This is a genomic window from Streptomyces sp. NPDC006012, from assembly GCF_042871185.1.
Lineage (GTDB): Bacteria > Actinomycetota > Actinomycetes > Streptomycetales > Streptomycetaceae > Streptomyces.
Genome location: NZ_JBIAIE010000006.1, coordinates 227,464 through 245,112, shown reverse-complemented (window position 1 = coordinate 245,112; position 17,649 = coordinate 227,464). Strand labels below are relative to the sequence as shown.

Here is a 17,649-nt window from a genome sequence, read left to right as displayed (position 1 = left end):
CGCAGGGGCGCGGCACCGGCTGTGCACCCCGAGGCGAACGAGCCACGTACGACGAGGTGGGGGCACGGCAACGCCATGGCACAGGGCACGGTCCAGGTGACGCACACCGGCACATCGCGGTGGCGGCGCCGCACGGGTGAGTACACATCGCTCGCCGCTGCCCTGGAGGCCGCCGCCGAGGGCGACGTCCTCACCGTCGCTCCCGGCACCTACCGGGAGAACCTCGTCATACAGCGGGCGGTGACGCTGCGCGGCCCCGAGGGCTCGCCCGGCTCGGTGCGCATCGCCCCGATGGACGGGGTACCGCTGACGGTGCGCGCCTCGGCCGTGGTGCAGGACCTGCTCGTCGAGGGCCAGGACGCCGCCGCGCCCGCGCTGCTCGTCGAGGAGGGCTCACCCGAACTGCGGGACGTACGGGTCGTCACCCGCTCCGCCGCGGGCGTGGAGGTGCGCGGCTCGGCCCGCCCGACCGTGCGGCGCTGCACCGTGGACAATCCGGCGGGCATCGGCATCGCCGTACTCGACGGCGGGGCAGGGGTGTTCGAGGACTGCGAGGTGGTGGCGGCCGGGCAGTCGGGCATCACGGTGCGCGGCGGCGCGCACCCCCGGCTGGAGCGCTGCCGGGTGCACCACGCCTCGGGTGTGGGTCTGATGGTGACGGGCGAGAATTCCGCGTTGGAGGCGGTGGGCTGCGAGGTCTACGAGGTGCGGGGCGCCGGCGCCCAGATCACCGCGCGGGCCACGGCGCACCTCACCGACTGCGATGTGCACCGCACGGCCGCGGACGGCGTCACGCTCGACACGGACGCCGTCCTCACCCTCGCCGACTGCCGTATCCACGACATCCCGGAGAACGCGGTCGACCTGCGCTCCCGCTCGGTGCTCACCCTGACCCGGACGACCGTGCGGCAGTTCGGGCGCAACGGCCTGTCGGTGTGGGACCCGGGCACCCGGGTGGACGCCAACCAGTGCGAGATCTTCGACAGCACGGGCGACTACCCCGCGGTGTGGGTGAGCGACGGCGCGACCGCGGTGCTCGACTCCTGCCGGGTGCACGACGTGCCGGACGCCCTGTTCGTCCTGGACCGGGGCTCCCGCGCGGACGTGGTGGACAGCGACCTGTCCCAGGTGCGCAACACCGCCGTGTCGGTCAGTGACGGGGCGACCGCGCAGCTCGACGACTGCCGTATCCGGGAGGCAGCGACCGGCGCCTGGTTCCGTGACCACGGCAGCGGCGGCACGCTCAACAACTGCACCCTGGACGGCACCCAGACCGGTGTGATCGTCACCAAGGGCGCGGACCCCACCATCGAGCGCTGCACGGTGGACTCCCCCGCCGAGGCGGGGTTCTACGTGTCCGCCGGGGGCCGGGGCAGCTTCCTGGGCTGCCGGGTGACGGGCAGCGGCGGCTACGGCTTCCATGTGATAGACGGCTGCCGTGCAACACTGCGGAAGTGCCGCACGGAACGCTGCGCGCGCGGGGGCTACGAGTTCGCGGACGGCGGTCCCGACCAGGGCTCCGGCACGGGACCTGTCGTGGAGGACTGCACCAGCGACGAGAGCGGCGGCGGGCTCAGGCCACCGGCGGCACCGGAGACCGCCGTACAGACGACCAGCCCCTCCGCCGGGCTGCTGGGCGCCATCCCCGGGCAGCGCAGCGGCGAGCAGGAACCGATCGTCGCCGCCGCGGAAGGTCCGCAGCCCGCCCGGAGTTCCCAGGACGTCCTCGGTGAACTCGACGGGCTGGTCGGCCTGGAGAGCGTCAAACGCGAGGTCCGCGCGCTCACGGACATGATCGAGGTGGGCCGGCGCCGCCGCGAGGCGGGCCTGAAGGCGGCCTCGGTCAAGCGCCATCTGGTGTTCACGGGTTCTCCGGGCACCGGCAAGACCACCGTGGCCCGGCTCTACGGCGAGATCCTCGCCTCCCTCGGCGTGCTGGAGAAGGGGCATCTCGTCGAGGTGTCCCGGGTCGATCTGGTCGGCGAGCACATCGGGTCCACCGCGATCCGCACCCAGGAGGCGTTCCAGCGGGCACGCGGCGGGGTGCTGTTCATCGACGAGGCGTACGCGCTCTCACCGGAGGACGCGGGCCGGGACTTCGGCAAGGAGGCCATCGACACCCTCGTCAAGCTGATGGAGGACCACCGGGACGCGGTGGTGGTGATCGTCGCGGGCTACACGACGGAGATGGAGCGGTTCCTCGCCGTCAACCCCGGTGTGGCCTCCCGTTTCTCACGGACCATCACCTTCGGTGACTACGGTCCGGAGGAACTGCTGCGGATCGTGGAGCAGCAGACCGACGAGCACGAGTACCGGCTGGCGCAGGGCACGTCGGAGGCGCTGCTGAAGTACTTCACGGCCATCCCGAAGGGCGCCGCGTTCGGCAACGGCCGCACCGCCCGGCAGACCTTCGAGGCGATGGTGGAACGGCACGCGAGCCGGGTCGCCCAGCTCCCGGATCCGACCACCGACGACCTGACCCTGCTGTACCCGCAGGACCTGCCGGAACTGCCTTGACCCGACCGTTCCGCCGGACGGCCGTGCTGCGACCGATCCGCCGGAACGACCTGACGTGACGCGATGCGTCCGCGACAGCCGTCGTGGCCTGCCGCACGGGTTCCTCGCGCCCTCTGCCCCCTCCCCCGGTTCGCCGCTCCGCTTGCTCCGGCCGGCCGCAGCGGACTTCACCGGTCCGCTCGGGCCGCCGGTCCGGGGCGTTGGCCCGGTACGTCGGGGCGCAGCCGGGCCAGCAGTCGCTCCCGTTCCTCGGCGAACACGGGGTCGGCCTGATAGTCGGAGTGGCCCAGGATGGGCGCGGGGAGCGGATGCTGGGGCGTGCGGCCGTAGGCGAGCGGGTCCTTCAGCGGCTCGCGGTCCACGTCCGGGCCGCAGTCCCCCGGCAGCCGCACCGGGCCGCCGATGGGGTCGGTGAGCCGGTAGAGATTGCGCCAGCAGGCCACCTCACGGTGCAGCGAGCCGAGTTCGGCGGGACCGAAGTAGGCGGGGAACCAGCGGCCGTACAGGCGCTCCAGCGGAGAACCGTAGGTGAGCAGCGCGACCCGTCCGCGCACGGACGGCGTCAACTGCCAGGCCGCGGCGGCCGCGAGGACGCTGCCCTGGGAGTGCCCTGAGATCACCAGGCGCCCACCGGTGCTGCGTGTCCAGGTCGCCATCCGCCAGGTCAGGTCGGGCACCGCGCGCTCGGCATAGCAGGGCGGCGCGAACGGATGGGCGGCGCGCGGCCAGAAGGTGCCGACGTCCCAGAGGATGCCGACGGTGCGCCGCGCGGACGCGTCCTTGTAAGCGCGCCTTCCCAAGGCGACGAACAGGACGAAGCCGAGTCCGACCAGCCAGGAGCCCAGGGCCTGCGCCGCCTCGGCCGCGCCCTGCACGACGGCGTACGCGTGCCGGGCCGCCTCCACCGGGGTCTGTCCGGTGTCCATGGCACCGACCAGGGCACCGGCGCCGAGCAGCAGCGTGGTTGCGCAGACGAGGGCGATGAGGAGAGGGGCCCGGTCGGTGAGCGTGGCCATCGCACGGGTGCGCGCGATACTGCGGGTGCGCGCCGCGTCGGCGGGCTCCTTCGGGTAGTCGGTGTCCACCGCGGCGCACTCGGCACGGCTGAGCCGCCAGGTGCGCCAGGCCAGCCAGCCGACCAACCCGAGCAGGGCCACCAGGAGCGGCGGGATGACGGACGCCTGCCAGGTCAGCAGCACCGGCGGGCCTTCGATGGAGGAGCCGGTGCCGTCCATCCAGTCGGCCACGCGCTGTGCGACGCCCCCCGAGAGCACACCGCCCAGCCCGCAGGCGAGCAGCGCGACCGCGGGTCCGCCGAAGCCACGCATGGCGACCCGCCGTCGGGCCTCGGCGTCCGTCGCCGCGGCCGCAGCGGGAGCCCGGGGCACCGAGCGGTACAGCACCTGGGCGACCACGCCGATGACGATCACCAGCAGGCCCTGGGCGAGGACGACCACGCCGAAGGCGGTGTCGCCCGACAGCCGCCCCGCCGACTGCCAGCCCGGCCGGGACCAGCCCGCGTACAGCAGCGCGAGGACCAGCAGGACCAGGGCGCCCAGCGGCAGCCGCCGTACCAGGTGCTCGTCGAGTTCCTGGTCGAGGCGGCTCTCGCTGCGGCCCCGGCGGCACACCACCCAGAGCACCGTGGCCGTGGTGGCGCACAGCGCGGCGAGCAGCAGCCAGCCGAGGACGTCGAGGAATCCGGAACCGCCCGTCCCGCGGTCGAAGCGCGCGGCCGGGGCGACGACCGCGGCCGTCACCGTCAGCAGGCCCGCGGCGGTGTGCCCGGCGCGCAGCCGGGCCACCAGCCGGCGCCCGTACCAGAAGCCGGGGCGGCCCAGCGCGGTGGGGCCGGTCTGTTCGTCCTGTTCCGGGCGGTGGGTCAGCGGCGGCTGGGACTCGTACGCGCTCCAGGTGCGCCGGGACAGGTACCAGAGCAGCCAGGTGAGGGCGGCCGGTACCGCGGCGGCCAGGGCGAGCCGACGGCCGGGTGAACTCCACCAGCCGTCGCCGGAGACCGAGGGCGAGAGGAAACCCAGCCAGGTGTGGCGCTCGGCGCAGGCGCTGACGCCGGCGCACTGCCAGGCCACCAGGTCCAAAGCGACCTCGCAGGCCGCCGCCACCAGCAGCACCGTGAGGGTGAGTCCCACGAGCCGCACCAGCAGCCCGTACAGCCGCACCGTCCGCCGGTGTCCGGCGGCGCTGGGCCGCATCCAGTGCGCGAGGTTGACGACCATGAAGGGCAGCAGCAGGAGCCACAGGGCGCGGGCACTGTTGCCCGAGGTCAGATTGGACCAGACGTACGCCTCGGCGACCGGTCTGTCGCGGTACTCCTCGGGCCGGGCTTCCGCGTCGGCGTCGACGGCACGCCGGAAGACCGCGGCCCTGTCGTCGCCGGTGATCCGTACCGTGCACGGATCGTCGAGCATCTCCTGAGGTGTGGCGCCCCCTACTCCGTGGACCAGGAGTTCCAGGTCGATCGGGGCACCTTCGGGCCGCGTCGTGGGGCTGTCAGCCCCGTCGGCCGCGGTCTCCTGCTGCGCACGCTCCACTGTCCTCGCACTTCCCCCGCGACGGGCCGGCGGATGGTCTCCGCGCGGCCTTCAGATTCTCCGCTCCAGGTGTTTGTACACCTCTCGTCACGGAATCTCCTCGATCCGTGTGACACCCGGCGATACAGATCGTGCCCGAAGGGCAAGTGCACGTCGATGCGGGGGACGCAACCGCAAGCTTCCCGTGACAAGATGGGACGTCCGCGCACCAGCAGCACGGCGGAACAGCCTGGTCGGAGCGGGTGCGGCGGGCGACTCGGCGACCGAGGCGAAAGGACCGGAGCGTACGTGAGTGAGAATCAGAACCTCCTCGCGGAGCAGCGCCGCGCCCTGATCCTGGACGAGGTCCGCCGGCGTGGCGGCGTCCGGGTGAACGAACTGACGCGCAAGCTCGGCGTGTCGGACATGACCGTGCGACGCGACCTGGACGCGCTGGCCCGCCAGGGAGTCCTGGAGAAGGTGCACGGCGGGGCGGTTCCGGTCATCGAGGCGAGCACGCACGAGCCGGGTTTCGAAGCCAAGTCGGGTCTGGAGCTGAGTGCCAAGGAGGACATCGCGCTGGCCGCCGCCGACCTGGTCAGCCCGGGCACCGCGATCGCCCTGTCCGGTGGCACGACGACCTACGCACTCGCGCACCATCTCCTCGAAGTGCCGGATCTGACGGTGGTGACCAACTCCGTGCGGGTCGCGGACGTCTTCCACGCCGCGCAGCGGACCTCGGGGCAGCGGCAGGGCGCGCCCGTGGTCGTGCTGACCGGCGGGGTGCGCACCCCGTCCGACTCGCTGGTGGGGCCGGTGGCCGACCAGGCGATCGGCACGCTCCATTTCGACCTGCTCTTCCTCGGGGTGCACGGGATATCGGTCGAGGCCGGGCTGTCGACGCCGAACCTCGCGGAGGCCGAGACCAACCGGCGGCTGGTGCAGTCGGCGCGGCGTGTGGTGGTGGTCGCCGACCACACCAAGTGGGGGACGGTGGGCCTGAGTTCCTTCGCCACCCTGGATCAGGTCGACACGCTGATCACCGACGCGGGCCTGCCGGACGCGGCACGCGCGGAGATCTCCGAGCATCTGCGGCGACTGGTGGTGGCGGGGGCGCCGACCGGGGATACTGCCGACTGACGATCCGTCAGCCGGGGTCGGCGGGACGATGCCTCGTCTCCCCCGGGGGATTTCACGAGGGGGTTGGCAGCCATGGCTCACGGTCTGCGTCCGGTGGGAATCGACTTCGTCGAGAACGCCCCCGTACGCCTGGTGTTCACGCACGAGATCAGCGCCGCGCCCGACGCCGTCTTCCGGGCGCTCGCCGAGGACGTACCCGGCTGGCCCCAGTGGTTCTCAGCGGTGGCGTCCGCCCGGCCGACCGACGGCGGACGGGAGGTCCGGCTCAGAGGCGGAACCCGGTTCGAGGAGTCGGTGATCGAGGCCGAGCCGTCCGAGTCGTACGCCTACCGCATCGATGTGACGAACACGCCGGGCGCGCGCGCCTGGATCGAGGAGTGGCGGCTCGCCCCGGCCGGCACCGGCACGCGGGTACGGATGACGTTCGCGCTCGACGGGACGGGACTCTTCCGCGCCGTCGCCCGTCTCGCGCGCCCCGGCGTCGGCCGCGCGTTCCATGACGCGATGACCGCGCTGGACCGCCGCCTCGCCGACCGGGACCCGGCAGGTCCCGCGTCCGGGTGAGAACCGCCTCGGCCGCCTCCGGGTGCAAAGGACCCAGAACTCGCGTACTTCGTGTCGCGGGGCTGCGCGGCGCGGGTCAGACCGGCCACGCTCCCGTGGCGAGCAGTGCGTCGATCGCGGCCGAGTACGGTTCGATGTCCAGGCCCTGCTCCTCAAGCCAGGAGTCCGAGTAGTACTTGTCGAGGTAGCGGTCACCCGGATCGCACAGCAGGGTGACCACGCTGCCGGAGCGCCCCTCGGCGACCAGTTCGGAGACGATCTTGAGGGCGCTCCACAGGCCGGTGCCGGTGGAGCCGCCCGCCTTGCGGCCGATGACCCGCTCCAGGGACCGTACGGCGGCGACGGCGGCCGCGTCCGGCACCTTCATCATCCGGTCGATGGCGCCGGGTACGAAGCTCGGCTCCATGCGCGGCCGGCCGATGCCCTCGATGCGCGAGCCGCAGTCGCAGGTGACTTCCGGATCGCCGGTGGTCCAGCCCTCGAAGAAGCACGAGTTGTCGGGGTCGGCGACACAGATACGGGTGTCGTACTGCATGTAGTGCACATAGCGCGCGATCGTCGCCGAGGTGCCGCCGGTGCCTGCGGTGGCGACGATCCACGTGGGCTCCGGGAAGCGTTCCAACTCCAGCTGACGGAAGATCGATTCGGCGATGTTGTTGTTGCCACGCCAGTCCGTGGCACGCTCGGCGTAGGTGAACTGGTCCATGTAATGGCCGCCGGTCTGCATCGCGAGGCGGGCCGATTCCTCGTACATCTTCCGCGGTTCGTCCACGAAGTGACATCGCCCGCCGTGGAATTCGATGAGGCGGCACTTCTCGGCACTGGTCGTGCGGGGCATGACCGCGATGAAGGGCACGCCGATCAGTTTGGCGAAGTACGCCTCGGACACGGCCGTCGAACCGCTGGACGCCTCGATCACCGGCCGCCCGGGCCGGATCCAGCCGTTGCACAGGCCGTAGAGAAAGAGCGAGCGCGCGAGCCGGTGCTTGAGGCTGCCGGTCGGGTGGGTCGACTCGTCCTTGAGGTAGAGGTCTATGCCCCAGTCCTCAGGCAGCGGGAAGCGCAGCAGATGGGTGTCGGCAGAGCGGTTGGCGTCGGCCTGGACCTTGCGGACGGCGTCCTTCAGCCACGCTCGGTAGGCGACATCGGTGCGGTCGACGTCCTGGGTGGCGCCGGTCCGGGTCTGTGGGGTGGTGCTCACGAGGTGACTCCTTACCCTTCGCGCCGCGGGCGCCAGCAACGGTCGCCACTCCGATCATAGGCAGCTTCCACACTGCCTCTCATCTGCATAAACACACCTTTGAGCGGCCCAAAGACGGCGCTTGGGCGCGGCCGGCGGGGCGCGTGGGGGCGCATTCCGGAAAAGCTCCGGGCGCGTCCCCGTACGGCACCATGGGTACTGGTGTTCAGAGCCAGGGGCGGGCAGACTGCACCGGGTGCGGGGCGGCATCATGTGCGAAGGAGCACACTGGATCACGGAACGAGCCGGACGGCACCGGGCCCCCGCCCCGGCGGGCACCGGTCCGGCGGGCGAGCGCGAGGGGGCGGGGCAGCATGGCGGAGCCGGAGTTCACGGCCACGGGCGTTCGGATAGAGAAGCGGCTGCGTTCACTGACCAGGGCCGGGCAGGTCCGGATCAGCGACGGCAGGGTCGAGTTGCTGACCAGCTACGGCAGCGAGATAGACAGCGCGCCGGTCCAGGCGGTGCGTGCCTCCAAGCCCTGGTTCGCCCCGGACGGCCGGGCCCTGGCGGACCTCAACGGCCAGCGGTACCTGCTGACCTTGGGCGATCACGACCCGGCCCCCGGCCGTACCGGTCCGCCCGCGGCACGTCGGTTCATCGAGGCGGTGCGCCGGGCAGCGGGGCGCGAGGGCTGAGCGACGGCGAGTTGCGCACGCGTGTGTCCTGAGTCACTCTGGTCTCACGTCACTCTGGGTTTACCGGCGATAACGCTGCGAACCAGCCCGCCGGCCACGACAGCAGGCGGCCGCCCATGCAGGCGCCTCGCTGGATCCGTACTCCGTGTTCTTCCGGACCTCACGTCGGGGAGTCGCAGCCGTGATCAGTCACCCAAGCAGGCACTGCACGGTGGAGCTCCAAGCCCTGCCGTCGCGGATCTGTCAGGTCCGCAGAATCGTATCTGCGCATTTGCGCTACTGGCATCTTGACCCGTTGATCGACCGGGCCGCGCTCGGTGTGACGGAGTTGTTGACCAACGTCCACCAACACGCCCGGCCCGACAAGTCGTGCACCGTGGAGATCGAGTTGCTGCTCGACCGGCTGACGGTGTCGGTGCGCGACCGCGATCCGCGCCTCCCCGTGGCCGCGGACATCAAGGACGTCGCCCCCCTGGACACCCGCGGACGCGGGCTCGCCATGGTGGCGGCCCTGAGCGAGAGTTGGGGCGCACGCCCGGACGGCGACGAGGGAAAGGTCGTGTGGTTCACGTTGCCCGCGCTGGTGGAGGCGAAGCCGCAGCGCGGCCGCGCGCCCCAGCGTACGGCCGCGGAGCAGCCCACCCCTCGGTTCACGGAGGTCGAACCCGTCGCCTGCGTGCCCGCCGTGGCACACGCTCCCGCCCGGTCGGCCGTTGTCGGCTGACCGGGCGGTGACCCTCCCTTCCCCGGGGGTATGAGGGCGGTCACCCGGAGGTCCTGGCGGGCCACCCGCCGGTCCAGACGCGGTCCCGTGCGGGGCCCGACGGGCGAACCGCCTGTGCGGCCACCGTGATCCGTACGGACGGAAGCGGGCAGGGCCGTGGGCGGGGCACCGTCTTCATCGCCGGTTTCTTCATCGCCGGTGTCCTCATCCCGGGCGTGCTCGTTCCCGGTGTCCTCGTTCCCGGTGTCTTCATCCTCGGCCGCAGACTCGGGGTGGGGGCGAAGCCCGGGAGGCCGGGCGGCCGTCGGCGCTTCGCACCGCCGACAGCCACGCGCGGCTCCCGACTGGCTCCGCCCCGGAGGAATCGGCCCCGTCGTTCGGGCCGTCCGGTGGCCGGAACGTCCGTGGAGAGACCTCCGTCCGGCGTGCCCAGCGGTCGGTGAACTGGCCTGACTGGCCTTATCGGTCATTGTGTTGGTGACAGACCTCCCGGTGGCGTGGCGGTGCCGTGGGCCCCGTCCGGATGTTGACAGCGTCCGGTTGGGGGTCGGTGGCACGCCGGGGCGGGGCGCGCTCGCGGCCCTGCGGGTCATGAGTCGGGCGCATGCCCGGTCCGGGCGTTGGCAGCCCCGCTGGCGACGGGCCGATGCCGTACGCCCGCCCGGCGCCCATGGCCCGGCGGCGGAGGTCCGTACGCCGGACCTGGCGGTCACGCCGCGCCGATCCTGTCCGCGTGGCCGAACCGCTCGTCCAGCACGGAGAGCCGGCGCCAGTACTCGTCCTCGTCGATCTCGCCGGTGGCGAACCGCCTGCCGAGGATCGCGATCGGTGAGTCGCCCACGGGACGCCCGGCGGGCTCCGGCCACCAGGGCGACCCACGCCCACGCCGGACCGTGCGGCGCAGGACGGTGCCGACGCCGATCACGACGGCCGCCCAGAACAGGGGGAAGAACAAGATCCACGGGCCGGGACCGCCGTCCCAGTTCGCCAGGTTCTGCATCGCAGGTCATCTCCTCCGAAGAAGCACGTGTCGGGTGATGCTCCGAGACTGGCTCCTGGGCGGGGTCCGGGTCGTCGTACGGCCAGCGGCAGTGCGCATACCCCCCGGGGAGTACGCGAACGCCGGGCGGATCCTCACCATTGAGCTGCCCGAAGGAGTGGCTGACGCCCCGACGAGTGACCGGGCCCCCGACGGCAGGACGGCATCCGAACGGGTGGTTGCCGTCCTGCGGTGACGTACGAAGCAGTTCACGGCCGCGGAGTTCAGCGGGAGGTTCGCCACGGCGGTTCCCTGCTCGGGCCGGGACGGGAGGTACCGTTCCTGGCCTGCCGCGAACGGTGGCAGTGGTGGCAGTGGTCGCCCAGCGTCAGGGGTCGTGGCATCCACGGGCGTGTGGCGTCAGGGCATCAGGGGCAACGCCGTCAGCGGGTCGTCGAGGACCGGTTGCCAGGCCAGCTCCGCCGCGCCGACGAGGCTGTTGTGGTCGAGAGTGCAGGGGAGGATCGGGACACCCCCGCTCTGACCCCACAGGCTCCGGCCGGCGACCACCGCGTGCAACCGGTCCGGATCGGCTTCCAGCAGGGTGCGGTGGAGGCCGCCGAGGATGATCCGGTCGGGATTGAGGATGTTCACCAGGCCCGCGAGGCCCAACCCCAGACGGCCGATCAGGATTTCGGTCGCCCTGCGGACGGTCGGGTCGGCGTAGCCGTTGCGGACGAGGTCGTCGGCCTGCTGGAGCAAAGACACCTCGGGGCCGGGGGTGCGGCCCGCCTCGACGAGCAGGGCCAGCGGATCCGCCTCGACGTCGAGGCAGCCACGGCTGCCGCAGTGGCAGGGGCGGCCCTCCGGGTTCACCGTGAGGTGGCCGACCTCCAGCGCCAGACCCGAACTGCCCGTGTGCAGGCGTCCGTCGAGGACCAGCGCACCGCCCACCCCCCGGTGCCCCGTGGCCACGCACAGCAGGTCACGGGCGTCACGGCCGGCGCCGTGCCGGTGCTCGGCGAGCGCGGCCAGATTGACGTCGTTGCCCGCGAACGCCGGGCCGGTGATCCCCGCGGCCCGCACGCACTCCGCGAAGATCCGCCGGACCGGCGCGCCCACCGGCCAGGCGAGGTGGAGGGGATTGAGGGCGAGACCGTCCGGTTCGGCCACCGCCGACGGCACGGCCAGTCCGGCGCCGACACAGCGACGGCCCGTCGCACGGAGCAGTTCGGCGCCGGCCTCGACCACTGAGCCGAGCACCTTCGCCGGGTCGGCGTCGATGGTCTCGCAGCCGGGTGCGGTGGCCACGATACGGCCGCCGAGACCGACCAGGGCCGCCCGGAAGCCGTCCGCGTGCACCTGCGCGGCGAGCGCCACGGGTCCGTCCTCGGCGACCGCCAGCCGGTGCGAGGGGCGGCCCTGGGAACCGGCCGCCGCGGCCGGGCGGGCGTCGACCCGGATCAGGCCCAGCGCCTCCAGTTCGGCGGCCACCGCTCCGGCGGTCGCCCGGGTCACGCCCAGTTCGGCGGTGAGCACGGCCCGGGTCGGGGCCCGTCCCGTGTGCACGAGCTCCAACGCGGGTCCGAGCGCCCCGCGCCCCCGGTCCAACCGCGTCCTTGAGGTGGTCCCATCCCCCGCCGCCCGGGGGTCCGCCTTGCCGGTCATGGGGCCGAGTCTCCCATGATCCCCACCCGTTGCGACCGGCACTGCGATCGGACGGCACGGCGATCGGACGGTCCGCCGGGAGGGCGGTGCCGCGGCGCCGGCGGTCTGCCGCAACGCCGCGCCCGGTCGTTCCCCGGGTTCTCGGTCCGGACCGCTCAGCAACCGCTCACCCGCAGCGTGATGTTCAGCCGCCCGGTGAGCCCCAGCCGGGGCGGTGCCGTACCCGGGTGTATCCGGGGCACCCCGTGGTGGGCGAGCCGGGAGGCGCCGCCGAAGACGAGCAGGTCCCCGCTGCGCAGTTCGACGTCCGTGTACGGCCTGCCGCGGGTCTCGGTGTTGCCGAAGCGAAAGACGCAGGTGTCGCCGAGGCTCAGCGACACCACCGGTGCGTCGGACTTCTCGTCCGCGTCGCGGTGCATGCCCATGTGGGCGTCGCCGCCGTAGAAGTTGATCAGTGCGATGTCGTACGGCTCCGGTGCGACCGCTGCCGGGCCTAGTGCGTCGACCACCGCGCGGCGGCCCAGTTCGCCCAGCCGGGCGGGGAAGGGCTTCACCGGTGCGCCGTCGCCGTCGACGACGGTGCGCGTGTAGGCGTACGGGTACCAGTGCCAGCCCAGGCAGACCTGGCGCGCGCTCATGGTGCCGCCGCCGGGCGTGTGGACGGTACGCAGTCCGGCGGGCGGACGGGCCCACTCGCGGCAGGCCGTCAGCAGTTCGCGCTGGGTGTCGGCGTCCAGCCAGTCCGGCACGTGCACGGCCCCCGGCGCAATCTCGGCCCGTGCTCTGGGAAACAGCTCCGCCGTCATGGATCCCATCCTGCCCGACCGGCCCTGAGCTGCGGCTCCGCTAGCCTGGACCCACGATGGACCACCGTATGACTACCCCGTGGGGCACGTTCGAGCTGTCCCGTTTCCCCGATGATCCGCGTGACCGGCTGCGTGCCTGGGACGCCTCCGACACTTATCTGCTGCGGCATCTGGCCGAGCGAGGGGTCGCGCTGTCCGGCCGGATCGTGGTCGTCGGGGACCGGTGGGGCGCGCTCAGCACGGCACTGGCCGAGCACCGGCCGGTGCAGATCACCGACTCTTTCCTCAGCCAGGAGGCGTCCCGGGCGAATCTCGCGCGGTCCGGTGTGCAGCCCGGTGCCGTGCGCCTGCTCACCACGCAGGATCCGCCGCCCGAGCGGGTCGACGTGCTGCTGGTCCGCGTACCGAAAAGCCTTGCGCTGCTGGAGGACCAGTTGTTCCGGCTGGCGCCCGCCGTGCACTCGGGCACGGTCGTCGTCGGTACCGGCATGGTCAAGGAGATCCACACCTCGACGCTCCAGCTCTTCGAGCGGATCCTCGGCCCGACCCGGACTTCGCTGGCCGAGCAGAAGGCACGGCTGATCCTGTGCACGCCGGACCCGTCCCTGACCCGCCCCGCGAGCCCATGGCCGTACAGCTATGCGCTCCCCGACGGCATCGGTCCGGCCTCCGGACACACCGTCGTCAACCACGCGGGTGTGTTCTGCGCCGATCGGCTGGACATCGGCACCAGGTTCTTCCTGCAGCACCTGCCCGACAGCCTGGGCAGCCGCAGGATCGTCGACCTGGGTTGCGGCAACGGCGTCGTCGGGACGGCGGTGGCCCTGGCCAATCCGGAGACCGAGGTACTGTTCGTGGACGAGTCGTTCCAGGCGGTGGCCTCGGCGGAGGCGACCTACAAGGCCAACGGGGTACCGGGGCACGCCGAATTCCGGGTCGGGGACGGGCTCGCCGGGGTGGCGGCGGGCAGCGTGGACGTCGTCCTCACCAATCCGCCGTTCCACTCCCATCAGGCGCTCACGGACGCGACCGCGTGGCGGATGTTCACCGGGGCGCGGCGCACGCTGCGGCCGGGTGGTGAGCTGTGGGTGATCGGCAACCGGCACCTGGGCTACCACGTGAAGCTGCGCCGCCTGTTCGGCAACAGCCGGCTGATCGCCGGTGATCCGAAGTTCGTGGTGCTCAAGGCCGTCAAGAAGTAGGCGATGAACGGTCCACTCGCCGCGGGGCGCGGTGTGAGGTGCGGTGCGGGGTGCGGTGCGGGCAGTCATCGGGGACTCGGCCGGCCGAGGGCTCGGACGATCCGCGCCACCTCGCAGGCCATGGCTTCCCGGCCGACGCCGAGGTAGGTGCGGGAGTCCACGGCTGCGGGGTGGGCATCGAGGAAGTCACGTATCGCGCCGGTCATCGCCACGTTGAGGGCGGTACCGACGTTGACCTTGGCGATGCCCCCGGCGACGGCCGCGCGCAGCTCGTCGTCCGGCAGCCCGGAGGAACCGTGCAGGACGAGGGGGACGGGCACGGCGGCGGCGAGCCGTCCCAGCAGGCCGTGGTCGAGGGTGGCCGTACGGGTGGTCATGGCGTGGACGCTGCCTATGGCGACGGCCAGGGCGTCGACCCCGGTCTCGGCGACGAAGGCACGCGCCTCGTCGGGATCGGTGCGGACTCCGGGCGCGTGCGCGTCCAGCGGTGCCCTGCTGCCCGGCACCGTCTTGCCGCCGACCTCGCCCAGTTCGGCCTCGATCCACAGCCCCCGGGCGTGTGCCCAGCCGACGGCGTCCCTGGTCGCGGCGACGTTCTCGGCGTACGGCAGGCGTGCCGCGTCGTACATCACGGACCCGAACCCGGCGTCGAGGGTCTGGCGCAGCAGGTCGTCGCTCTGCACATGGTCGAGGTGCAGAGCGACGGGTACGGCGGCCCGCTCGGCGGCGGCGACCGCCGCGACGGCCAGCGGGAGCAGCCGCCCGTGGCGGAACTTGACCGCGTTCTGGCTGACTTGCAGGATCACCGGCTCACCGACGGCCTCGGCTCCGGCGACGACTGCCTCGATGTGCTCCAGGGTGATGACGTTGAAGGCGGCGACGGCTGAGGCTGTTCCGGCGGCGTGGGCGACCAGGTCGCCGGTGGCTGCGAGCGACACGGGTACTCCTTCCGGCGCGCGGGTCAAGGGGCGAGGATCACTGAGCGGGTGAGGTGGCGCGGCCGGTCGGGATCGAGGCCCTTACGGGCGGCGACGGCCACCGCGAGTCTTTGGGCGCGGACCAGTTCGGCCAGCGGGTCGAGCGTGCCTTCGATCCACCGGCCACCCGTCCCCCGTACCTGTTCGGCGAGTCCTTCGGGTGCCTCGCCGAACATCCAGGCCGCCGTGGTGCTGGTGGTGATGCTGATGGGGCCGTGCCGGTACTCCATCGCCGGGTATGCCTCGGTCCAGGACAGTGCGGCCTCGCGCATCTTGAGCCCGGCCTCGCTCGCGAGGCCGACGGTCCAGCCCCGGCCGAGGAAGGTGAACTGCGTGCATTCGACGAGCCCGTCGGGCAACGGGGCGGACACCGCCGTACGCGCGTCGGCGACCACGGCGTCGGTGTGCAGGCCCAGGTGTGCGCGCAGCAGAGTGAGCGCGGTGGTGGCGAACCGGGTCTGCACGACGGAGCGCTCGTCCGCGAAGTGCAGCACCACGACCTCGTCAGCGGCCGTGCGCACCGGTGTGTCCGGGTCCGCGGTGACGGCGGTGGTGCGGGTGCTGCCGCGCAACCGGCCGAGCAGTTCCAGCACTTCGGTGGTGGTGCCGGAGCGGGTGAGGGCGACGACCCGGTCGTACCCGCGCCCGTGCGGGAACTCCGACGCGGGAAAGGCGTCCGTCTCGCCCTGGCCCGCGCCCTCCCGTAGGGCAGCGGCGGCCTGTGCCATGAAGTACGAGGTGCCGCACCCGACGATCGCGACCCGCTCCCCCGCACGCGGCAACGCCCCGCCGTGCCGCGGCGCCTCCTCCGCCGCCCGGGACCAGCACTCGGGCTGGCTGTTCAGCTCGTCCTCGACATGAGTCATGCCGTACCCCTCCCGTCGATTGCTCGTTCCTGCAAGATATCGCGGACTTTCAAGCACAATCAATCATTCGGACGAGTGAAGCGTGCGCTAAGGTCACGGAAGTACAGAGGACTGGGCGGAGGGACGGAGGCTGCGGATGTCGCGCGACGCCCGATGGAAGTCGCTGCTGGAACTGCTCGTCGAGCGCGGCCGGCTGGACGTGGAGGAGGCGGCGGCCGAACTGGAGGTCTCGGCCGCCACCATCCGGCGTGACTTCGACCAGCTCGCCGAGCAGCAGATGCTGGTGCGCACGCGGGGCGGCGCGGTGGTGCACGGCGTCTCGTACGAGCTGCCGCTGCGCTACAAGACCGCCCGCCGCGCATCCGAGAAGCAGCGCATCGCCAAGGCGGTGGCCAGGCTCGTGGCGCCGGGCGAGGCGGTGGGTCTGACCGGCGGCACGACCACGACGGAGGTGGCCCGCGCCCTGGCCGAACGCGCCGACCTCGCCGCCGGCTCACCTGCGCTGACGGTGGTCACCAACGCACTCAACATCGCCAACGAGCTGGCCGTGCGGCCGCAGTTCAAGATCGTGGTGACCGGTGGGGTCGCGCGGCCGCAGTCGTACGAACTGATCGGACCGCTCGCGGACGGGGTGCTCGGCCAGATCACCATGGACGTGGCGGTGCTCGGGGTGGTCGGCTTCGACGTCGAGCACGGCGCCGCGGCGCACGACGAGGCGGAGGCGGCCGTCAACCGGCTGCTGTGCGAACGAGCCGAACGAGTGGTCGTCGCCGCCGACTCCAGCAAACTGGGGCAGCGGGCGTTCGCCCGGATCTGCGCGGCCGAGGACGTGGACACGCTGGTCACGGACGCGGCGGTGGCACCACAGACGGCACTTCGGTTCGAGGAGGCGGGAATCCGGGTCCTGGCGGTGTGAAGTGCGGTGCGCGACCACCGGGTTCCGGGTCGGCGGAGCCGGGAAGGTGATGCCGGAAGGCCGGAACCGAGGCACGGTCCCGGGCATGACGACGCCGCCACCGGCCTCCGAGCAGAGCAGACGACGCCGGGAAAGCGACGCCGGGAAGGCGGAATCGAGCCGACGGTTCCGGCAAGGCGACGCCGGACAGGCGAACGGCGATGCGGGGCCAGGGGGCAGGGGGCTGTGCACGGCGCGGTTCAGCGGTACGGGGACGCAGTTCCGCGGTATGGCGACGCAGTTCGGCGGTGCGGGGCCCGGCGCCGGGTGAGCAGGGACCCGCAGCACGGAGCCGGGCGAGCGGCAAAGGCCCGGTGTGGTCCGGTGGTTGGGCAGTCGGGCCGCGATGCGGGTGCGCTGAAGAATCGGCGCCCTGCCGGGTGGCTGCCGGGCGAGGCGCCAGGGAGTGTCCGCCGCGTCAGATGCCGCCGGGATCGGCCCGCAAGAACCCCGCACTTCGCTGGTCGTTGCAGCCGAGCGAAGGCCGGCCGACGGGGTCCGGCCACGCCGACTGCGCCTGGAGCGCGACGCTCACCAGCGTCAGCAACAGATCGACGTCGCTCGCGGCGTCGAGATGTATGGTCACCCACTTCGAGCCGGGCACGATGCGGATCGCCCCGGTGTTCCTGAGGTCGCCGGCGAACCGCCGGATGGCACGGTCGGTCAGCAGCAGATCGATGTCCCGGTCCGAGTGGAAGTGGACGATCTCACCCTGCGCCGAACGGAGTGCCTGTCCCTGGCCGCAGCTTGGCATGGACCTTTTCAGATCTGGCCAGGTCGCCAGTTGCGCGAGTGCGCGCGAGGCCAACGTCATGAGGACATCATGGACTGCTCACCGCCCC

General features: G+C 72.4%; 15 protein-coding genes. 7 read left to right on the top strand and 8 right to left on the bottom strand.

Translation table 11 applies throughout. The annotated features are described in order from the left end of the window. Positions 1-75 precede the first annotated feature (75 nt). Positions 76-2,517: a right-handed parallel beta-helix repeat-containing protein gene (locus ACFYPJ_RS14560; protein WP_389015686.1), complete on the top strand. Its 2,442-nt coding sequence runs from the start codon at positions 76-78 to the stop codon at positions 2,515-2,517. 167 nt (positions 2,518-2,684) lie between these two features. Here the strand turns inward: ACFYPJ_RS14560 and ACFYPJ_RS14555 are convergent, their stop codons facing one another. Further along, positions 2,685-5,069, bottom strand: a complete 2,385-nt coding sequence (locus ACFYPJ_RS14555; protein ID WP_389015683.1) for a hypothetical protein — start codon at positions 5,067-5,069, stop codon at positions 2,685-2,687. Between the two features lie 288 nt (positions 5,070-5,357). On the opposite strand from ACFYPJ_RS14555, the gene ACFYPJ_RS14550 reads away from it, so the two are divergent. Both ACFYPJ_RS14550 and ACFYPJ_RS14545 read left to right on the top strand, forming a co-directional pair. After that, positions 5,358-6,188: a DeoR/GlpR family DNA-binding transcription regulator gene (locus ACFYPJ_RS14550; RefSeq protein WP_389015680.1), complete on the top strand. Its 831-nt coding sequence runs from the start codon at positions 5,358-5,360 to the stop codon at positions 6,186-6,188. A gap of 72 nt (positions 6,189-6,260) precedes the next feature. Continuing rightward, positions 6,261-6,752, top strand: coding sequence for an SRPBCC family protein (locus ACFYPJ_RS14545; RefSeq protein ID WP_389015677.1), 492 nt, complete (start codon positions 6,261-6,263; stop codon positions 6,750-6,752). A gap of 76 nt (positions 6,753-6,828) precedes the next feature. Here ACFYPJ_RS14545 and ACFYPJ_RS14540 read toward each other — a convergent pair whose 3' ends face one another. Next, the gene (locus tag ACFYPJ_RS14540; protein ID WP_389015674.1) at positions 6,829-7,953 is read right to left on the bottom strand and encodes a PLP-dependent cysteine synthase family protein; all 1,125 of its coding nucleotides are present in this window, start codon (positions 7,951-7,953) and stop codon (positions 6,829-6,831) included. 353 nt (positions 7,954-8,306) lie between these two features. Between ACFYPJ_RS14540 and ACFYPJ_RS14535 the strand changes: the two genes are divergently transcribed. Together ACFYPJ_RS14535 and ACFYPJ_RS14530 are read left to right on the top strand one after the other, a co-directional pair. After that, a complete protein-coding gene (locus tag ACFYPJ_RS14535) occupies positions 8,307-8,630 on the top strand; it encodes a hypothetical protein (RefSeq protein ID WP_389015672.1) in 324 nt (107 codons plus the stop codon). Positions 8,631-8,841: 211 nt separating this feature from the next. Further along, a complete protein-coding gene (locus ACFYPJ_RS14530) occupies positions 8,842-9,354 on the top strand; it encodes an ATP-binding protein (RefSeq protein ID WP_389015669.1) in 513 nt (170 codons plus the stop codon). A gap of 709 nt (positions 9,355-10,063) precedes the next feature. Here ACFYPJ_RS14530 and ACFYPJ_RS14525 read toward each other — a convergent pair. The 3 genes from ACFYPJ_RS14525 to ACFYPJ_RS14515 form a co-directional block, all read right to left on the bottom strand. Further along, positions 10,064-10,354, bottom strand: a complete 291-nt coding sequence (locus ACFYPJ_RS14525) for an SHOCT domain-containing protein (protein WP_389015666.1) — start codon at positions 10,352-10,354, stop codon at positions 10,064-10,066. A 399-nt stretch (positions 10,355-10,753) separates the two neighbouring features. Next, positions 10,754-12,001 carry an ROK family protein gene (locus tag ACFYPJ_RS14520; RefSeq protein WP_389015663.1) on the bottom strand — a complete coding sequence of 416 codons (1,248 nt, stop codon included), beginning with the start codon at positions 11,999-12,001 and terminating at the stop codon, positions 10,754-10,756. 155 nt (positions 12,002-12,156) lie between these two features. After that, positions 12,157-12,807, bottom strand: coding sequence for an alpha-ketoglutarate-dependent dioxygenase AlkB family protein (locus ACFYPJ_RS14515; RefSeq protein WP_389015660.1), 651 nt, complete (start codon positions 12,805-12,807; stop codon positions 12,157-12,159). 68 nt (positions 12,808-12,875) lie between these two features. On the opposite strand from ACFYPJ_RS14515, the gene ACFYPJ_RS14510 reads away from it, so the two are divergent. Further along, positions 12,876-14,009: a methyltransferase gene (locus ACFYPJ_RS14510; RefSeq protein ID WP_389015657.1), complete on the top strand. Its 1,134-nt coding sequence runs from the start codon at positions 12,876-12,878 to the stop codon at positions 14,007-14,009. A gap of 65 nt (positions 14,010-14,074) precedes the next feature. Here ACFYPJ_RS14510 and ACFYPJ_RS14505 read toward each other — a convergent pair whose 3' ends face one another. Next, a complete protein-coding gene (locus ACFYPJ_RS14505; protein WP_389015654.1) occupies positions 14,075-14,947 on the bottom strand; it encodes a ketose-bisphosphate aldolase in 873 nt (290 codons plus the stop codon). A gap of 23 nt (positions 14,948-14,970) precedes the next feature. After that, complete coding sequence (locus ACFYPJ_RS14500) at positions 14,971-15,852, bottom strand: SIS domain-containing protein (protein ID WP_389015651.1); 882 nt, start codon at positions 15,850-15,852, stop codon at positions 14,971-14,973. Positions 15,853-15,988: 136 nt separating this feature from the next. Between ACFYPJ_RS14500 and ACFYPJ_RS14495 the strand changes: the two genes are divergently transcribed. Continuing rightward, positions 15,989-16,768 (top strand): DeoR/GlpR family DNA-binding transcription regulator, encoded by a 780-nt coding sequence (locus ACFYPJ_RS14495; RefSeq protein WP_389015649.1) that lies wholly within the window; start codon positions 15,989-15,991, stop codon positions 16,766-16,768. 457 nt (positions 16,769-17,225) lie between these two features. Here ACFYPJ_RS14495 and ACFYPJ_RS14490 read toward each other — a convergent pair whose 3' ends face one another. Further along, positions 17,226-17,621: a luciferase family protein gene (locus ACFYPJ_RS14490; RefSeq protein ID WP_389015645.1), complete on the bottom strand. Its 396-nt coding sequence runs from the start codon at positions 17,619-17,621 to the stop codon at positions 17,226-17,228. Positions 17,622-17,649 lie beyond the last annotated feature (28 nt).

What these genes read in the sequence shown, in the direction of transcription:
- ACFYPJ_RS14560 (WP_389015686.1), top strand. Translation starts at nt 76, where the DNA reads ATGGCACAGGGCACGGTCCAGGTGACGCACACCGGCACATCGCGGTGG.
- ACFYPJ_RS14545 (WP_389015677.1), top strand. Translation starts at nt 6,261, where the DNA reads ATGGCTCACGGTCTGCGTCCGGTGGGAATCGACTTCGTCGAGAACGCC.
- ACFYPJ_RS14535 (WP_389015672.1), top strand. Translation starts at nt 8,307, where the DNA reads ATGGCGGAGCCGGAGTTCACGGCCACGGGCGTTCGGATAGAGAAGCGG.
- ACFYPJ_RS14525 (WP_389015666.1), bottom strand. Translation starts at nt 10,354, where the DNA reads ATGCAGAACCTGGCGAACTGGGACGGCGGTCCCGGCCCGTGGATCTTG.
- ACFYPJ_RS14520 (WP_389015663.1), bottom strand. Translation starts at nt 12,001, where the DNA reads ATGACCGGCAAGGCGGACCCCCGGGCGGCGGGGGATGGGACCACCTCA.
- ACFYPJ_RS14515 (WP_389015660.1), bottom strand. Translation starts at nt 12,807, where the DNA reads ATGACGGCGGAGCTGTTTCCCAGAGCACGGGCCGAGATTGCGCCGGGG.
- ACFYPJ_RS14510 (WP_389015657.1), top strand. Translation starts at nt 12,876, where the DNA reads ATGACTACCCCGTGGGGCACGTTCGAGCTGTCCCGTTTCCCCGATGAT.
- ACFYPJ_RS14500 (WP_389015651.1), bottom strand. Translation starts at nt 15,852, where the DNA reads ATGACTCATGTCGAGGACGAGCTGAACAGCCAGCCCGAGTGCTGGTCC.
- ACFYPJ_RS14495 (WP_389015649.1), top strand. Translation starts at nt 15,989, where the DNA reads ATGTCGCGCGACGCCCGATGGAAGTCGCTGCTGGAACTGCTCGTCGAG.
- ACFYPJ_RS14490 (WP_389015645.1), bottom strand. Translation starts at nt 17,621, where the DNA reads ATGACGTTGGCCTCGCGCGCACTCGCGCAACTGGCGACCTGGCCAGAT.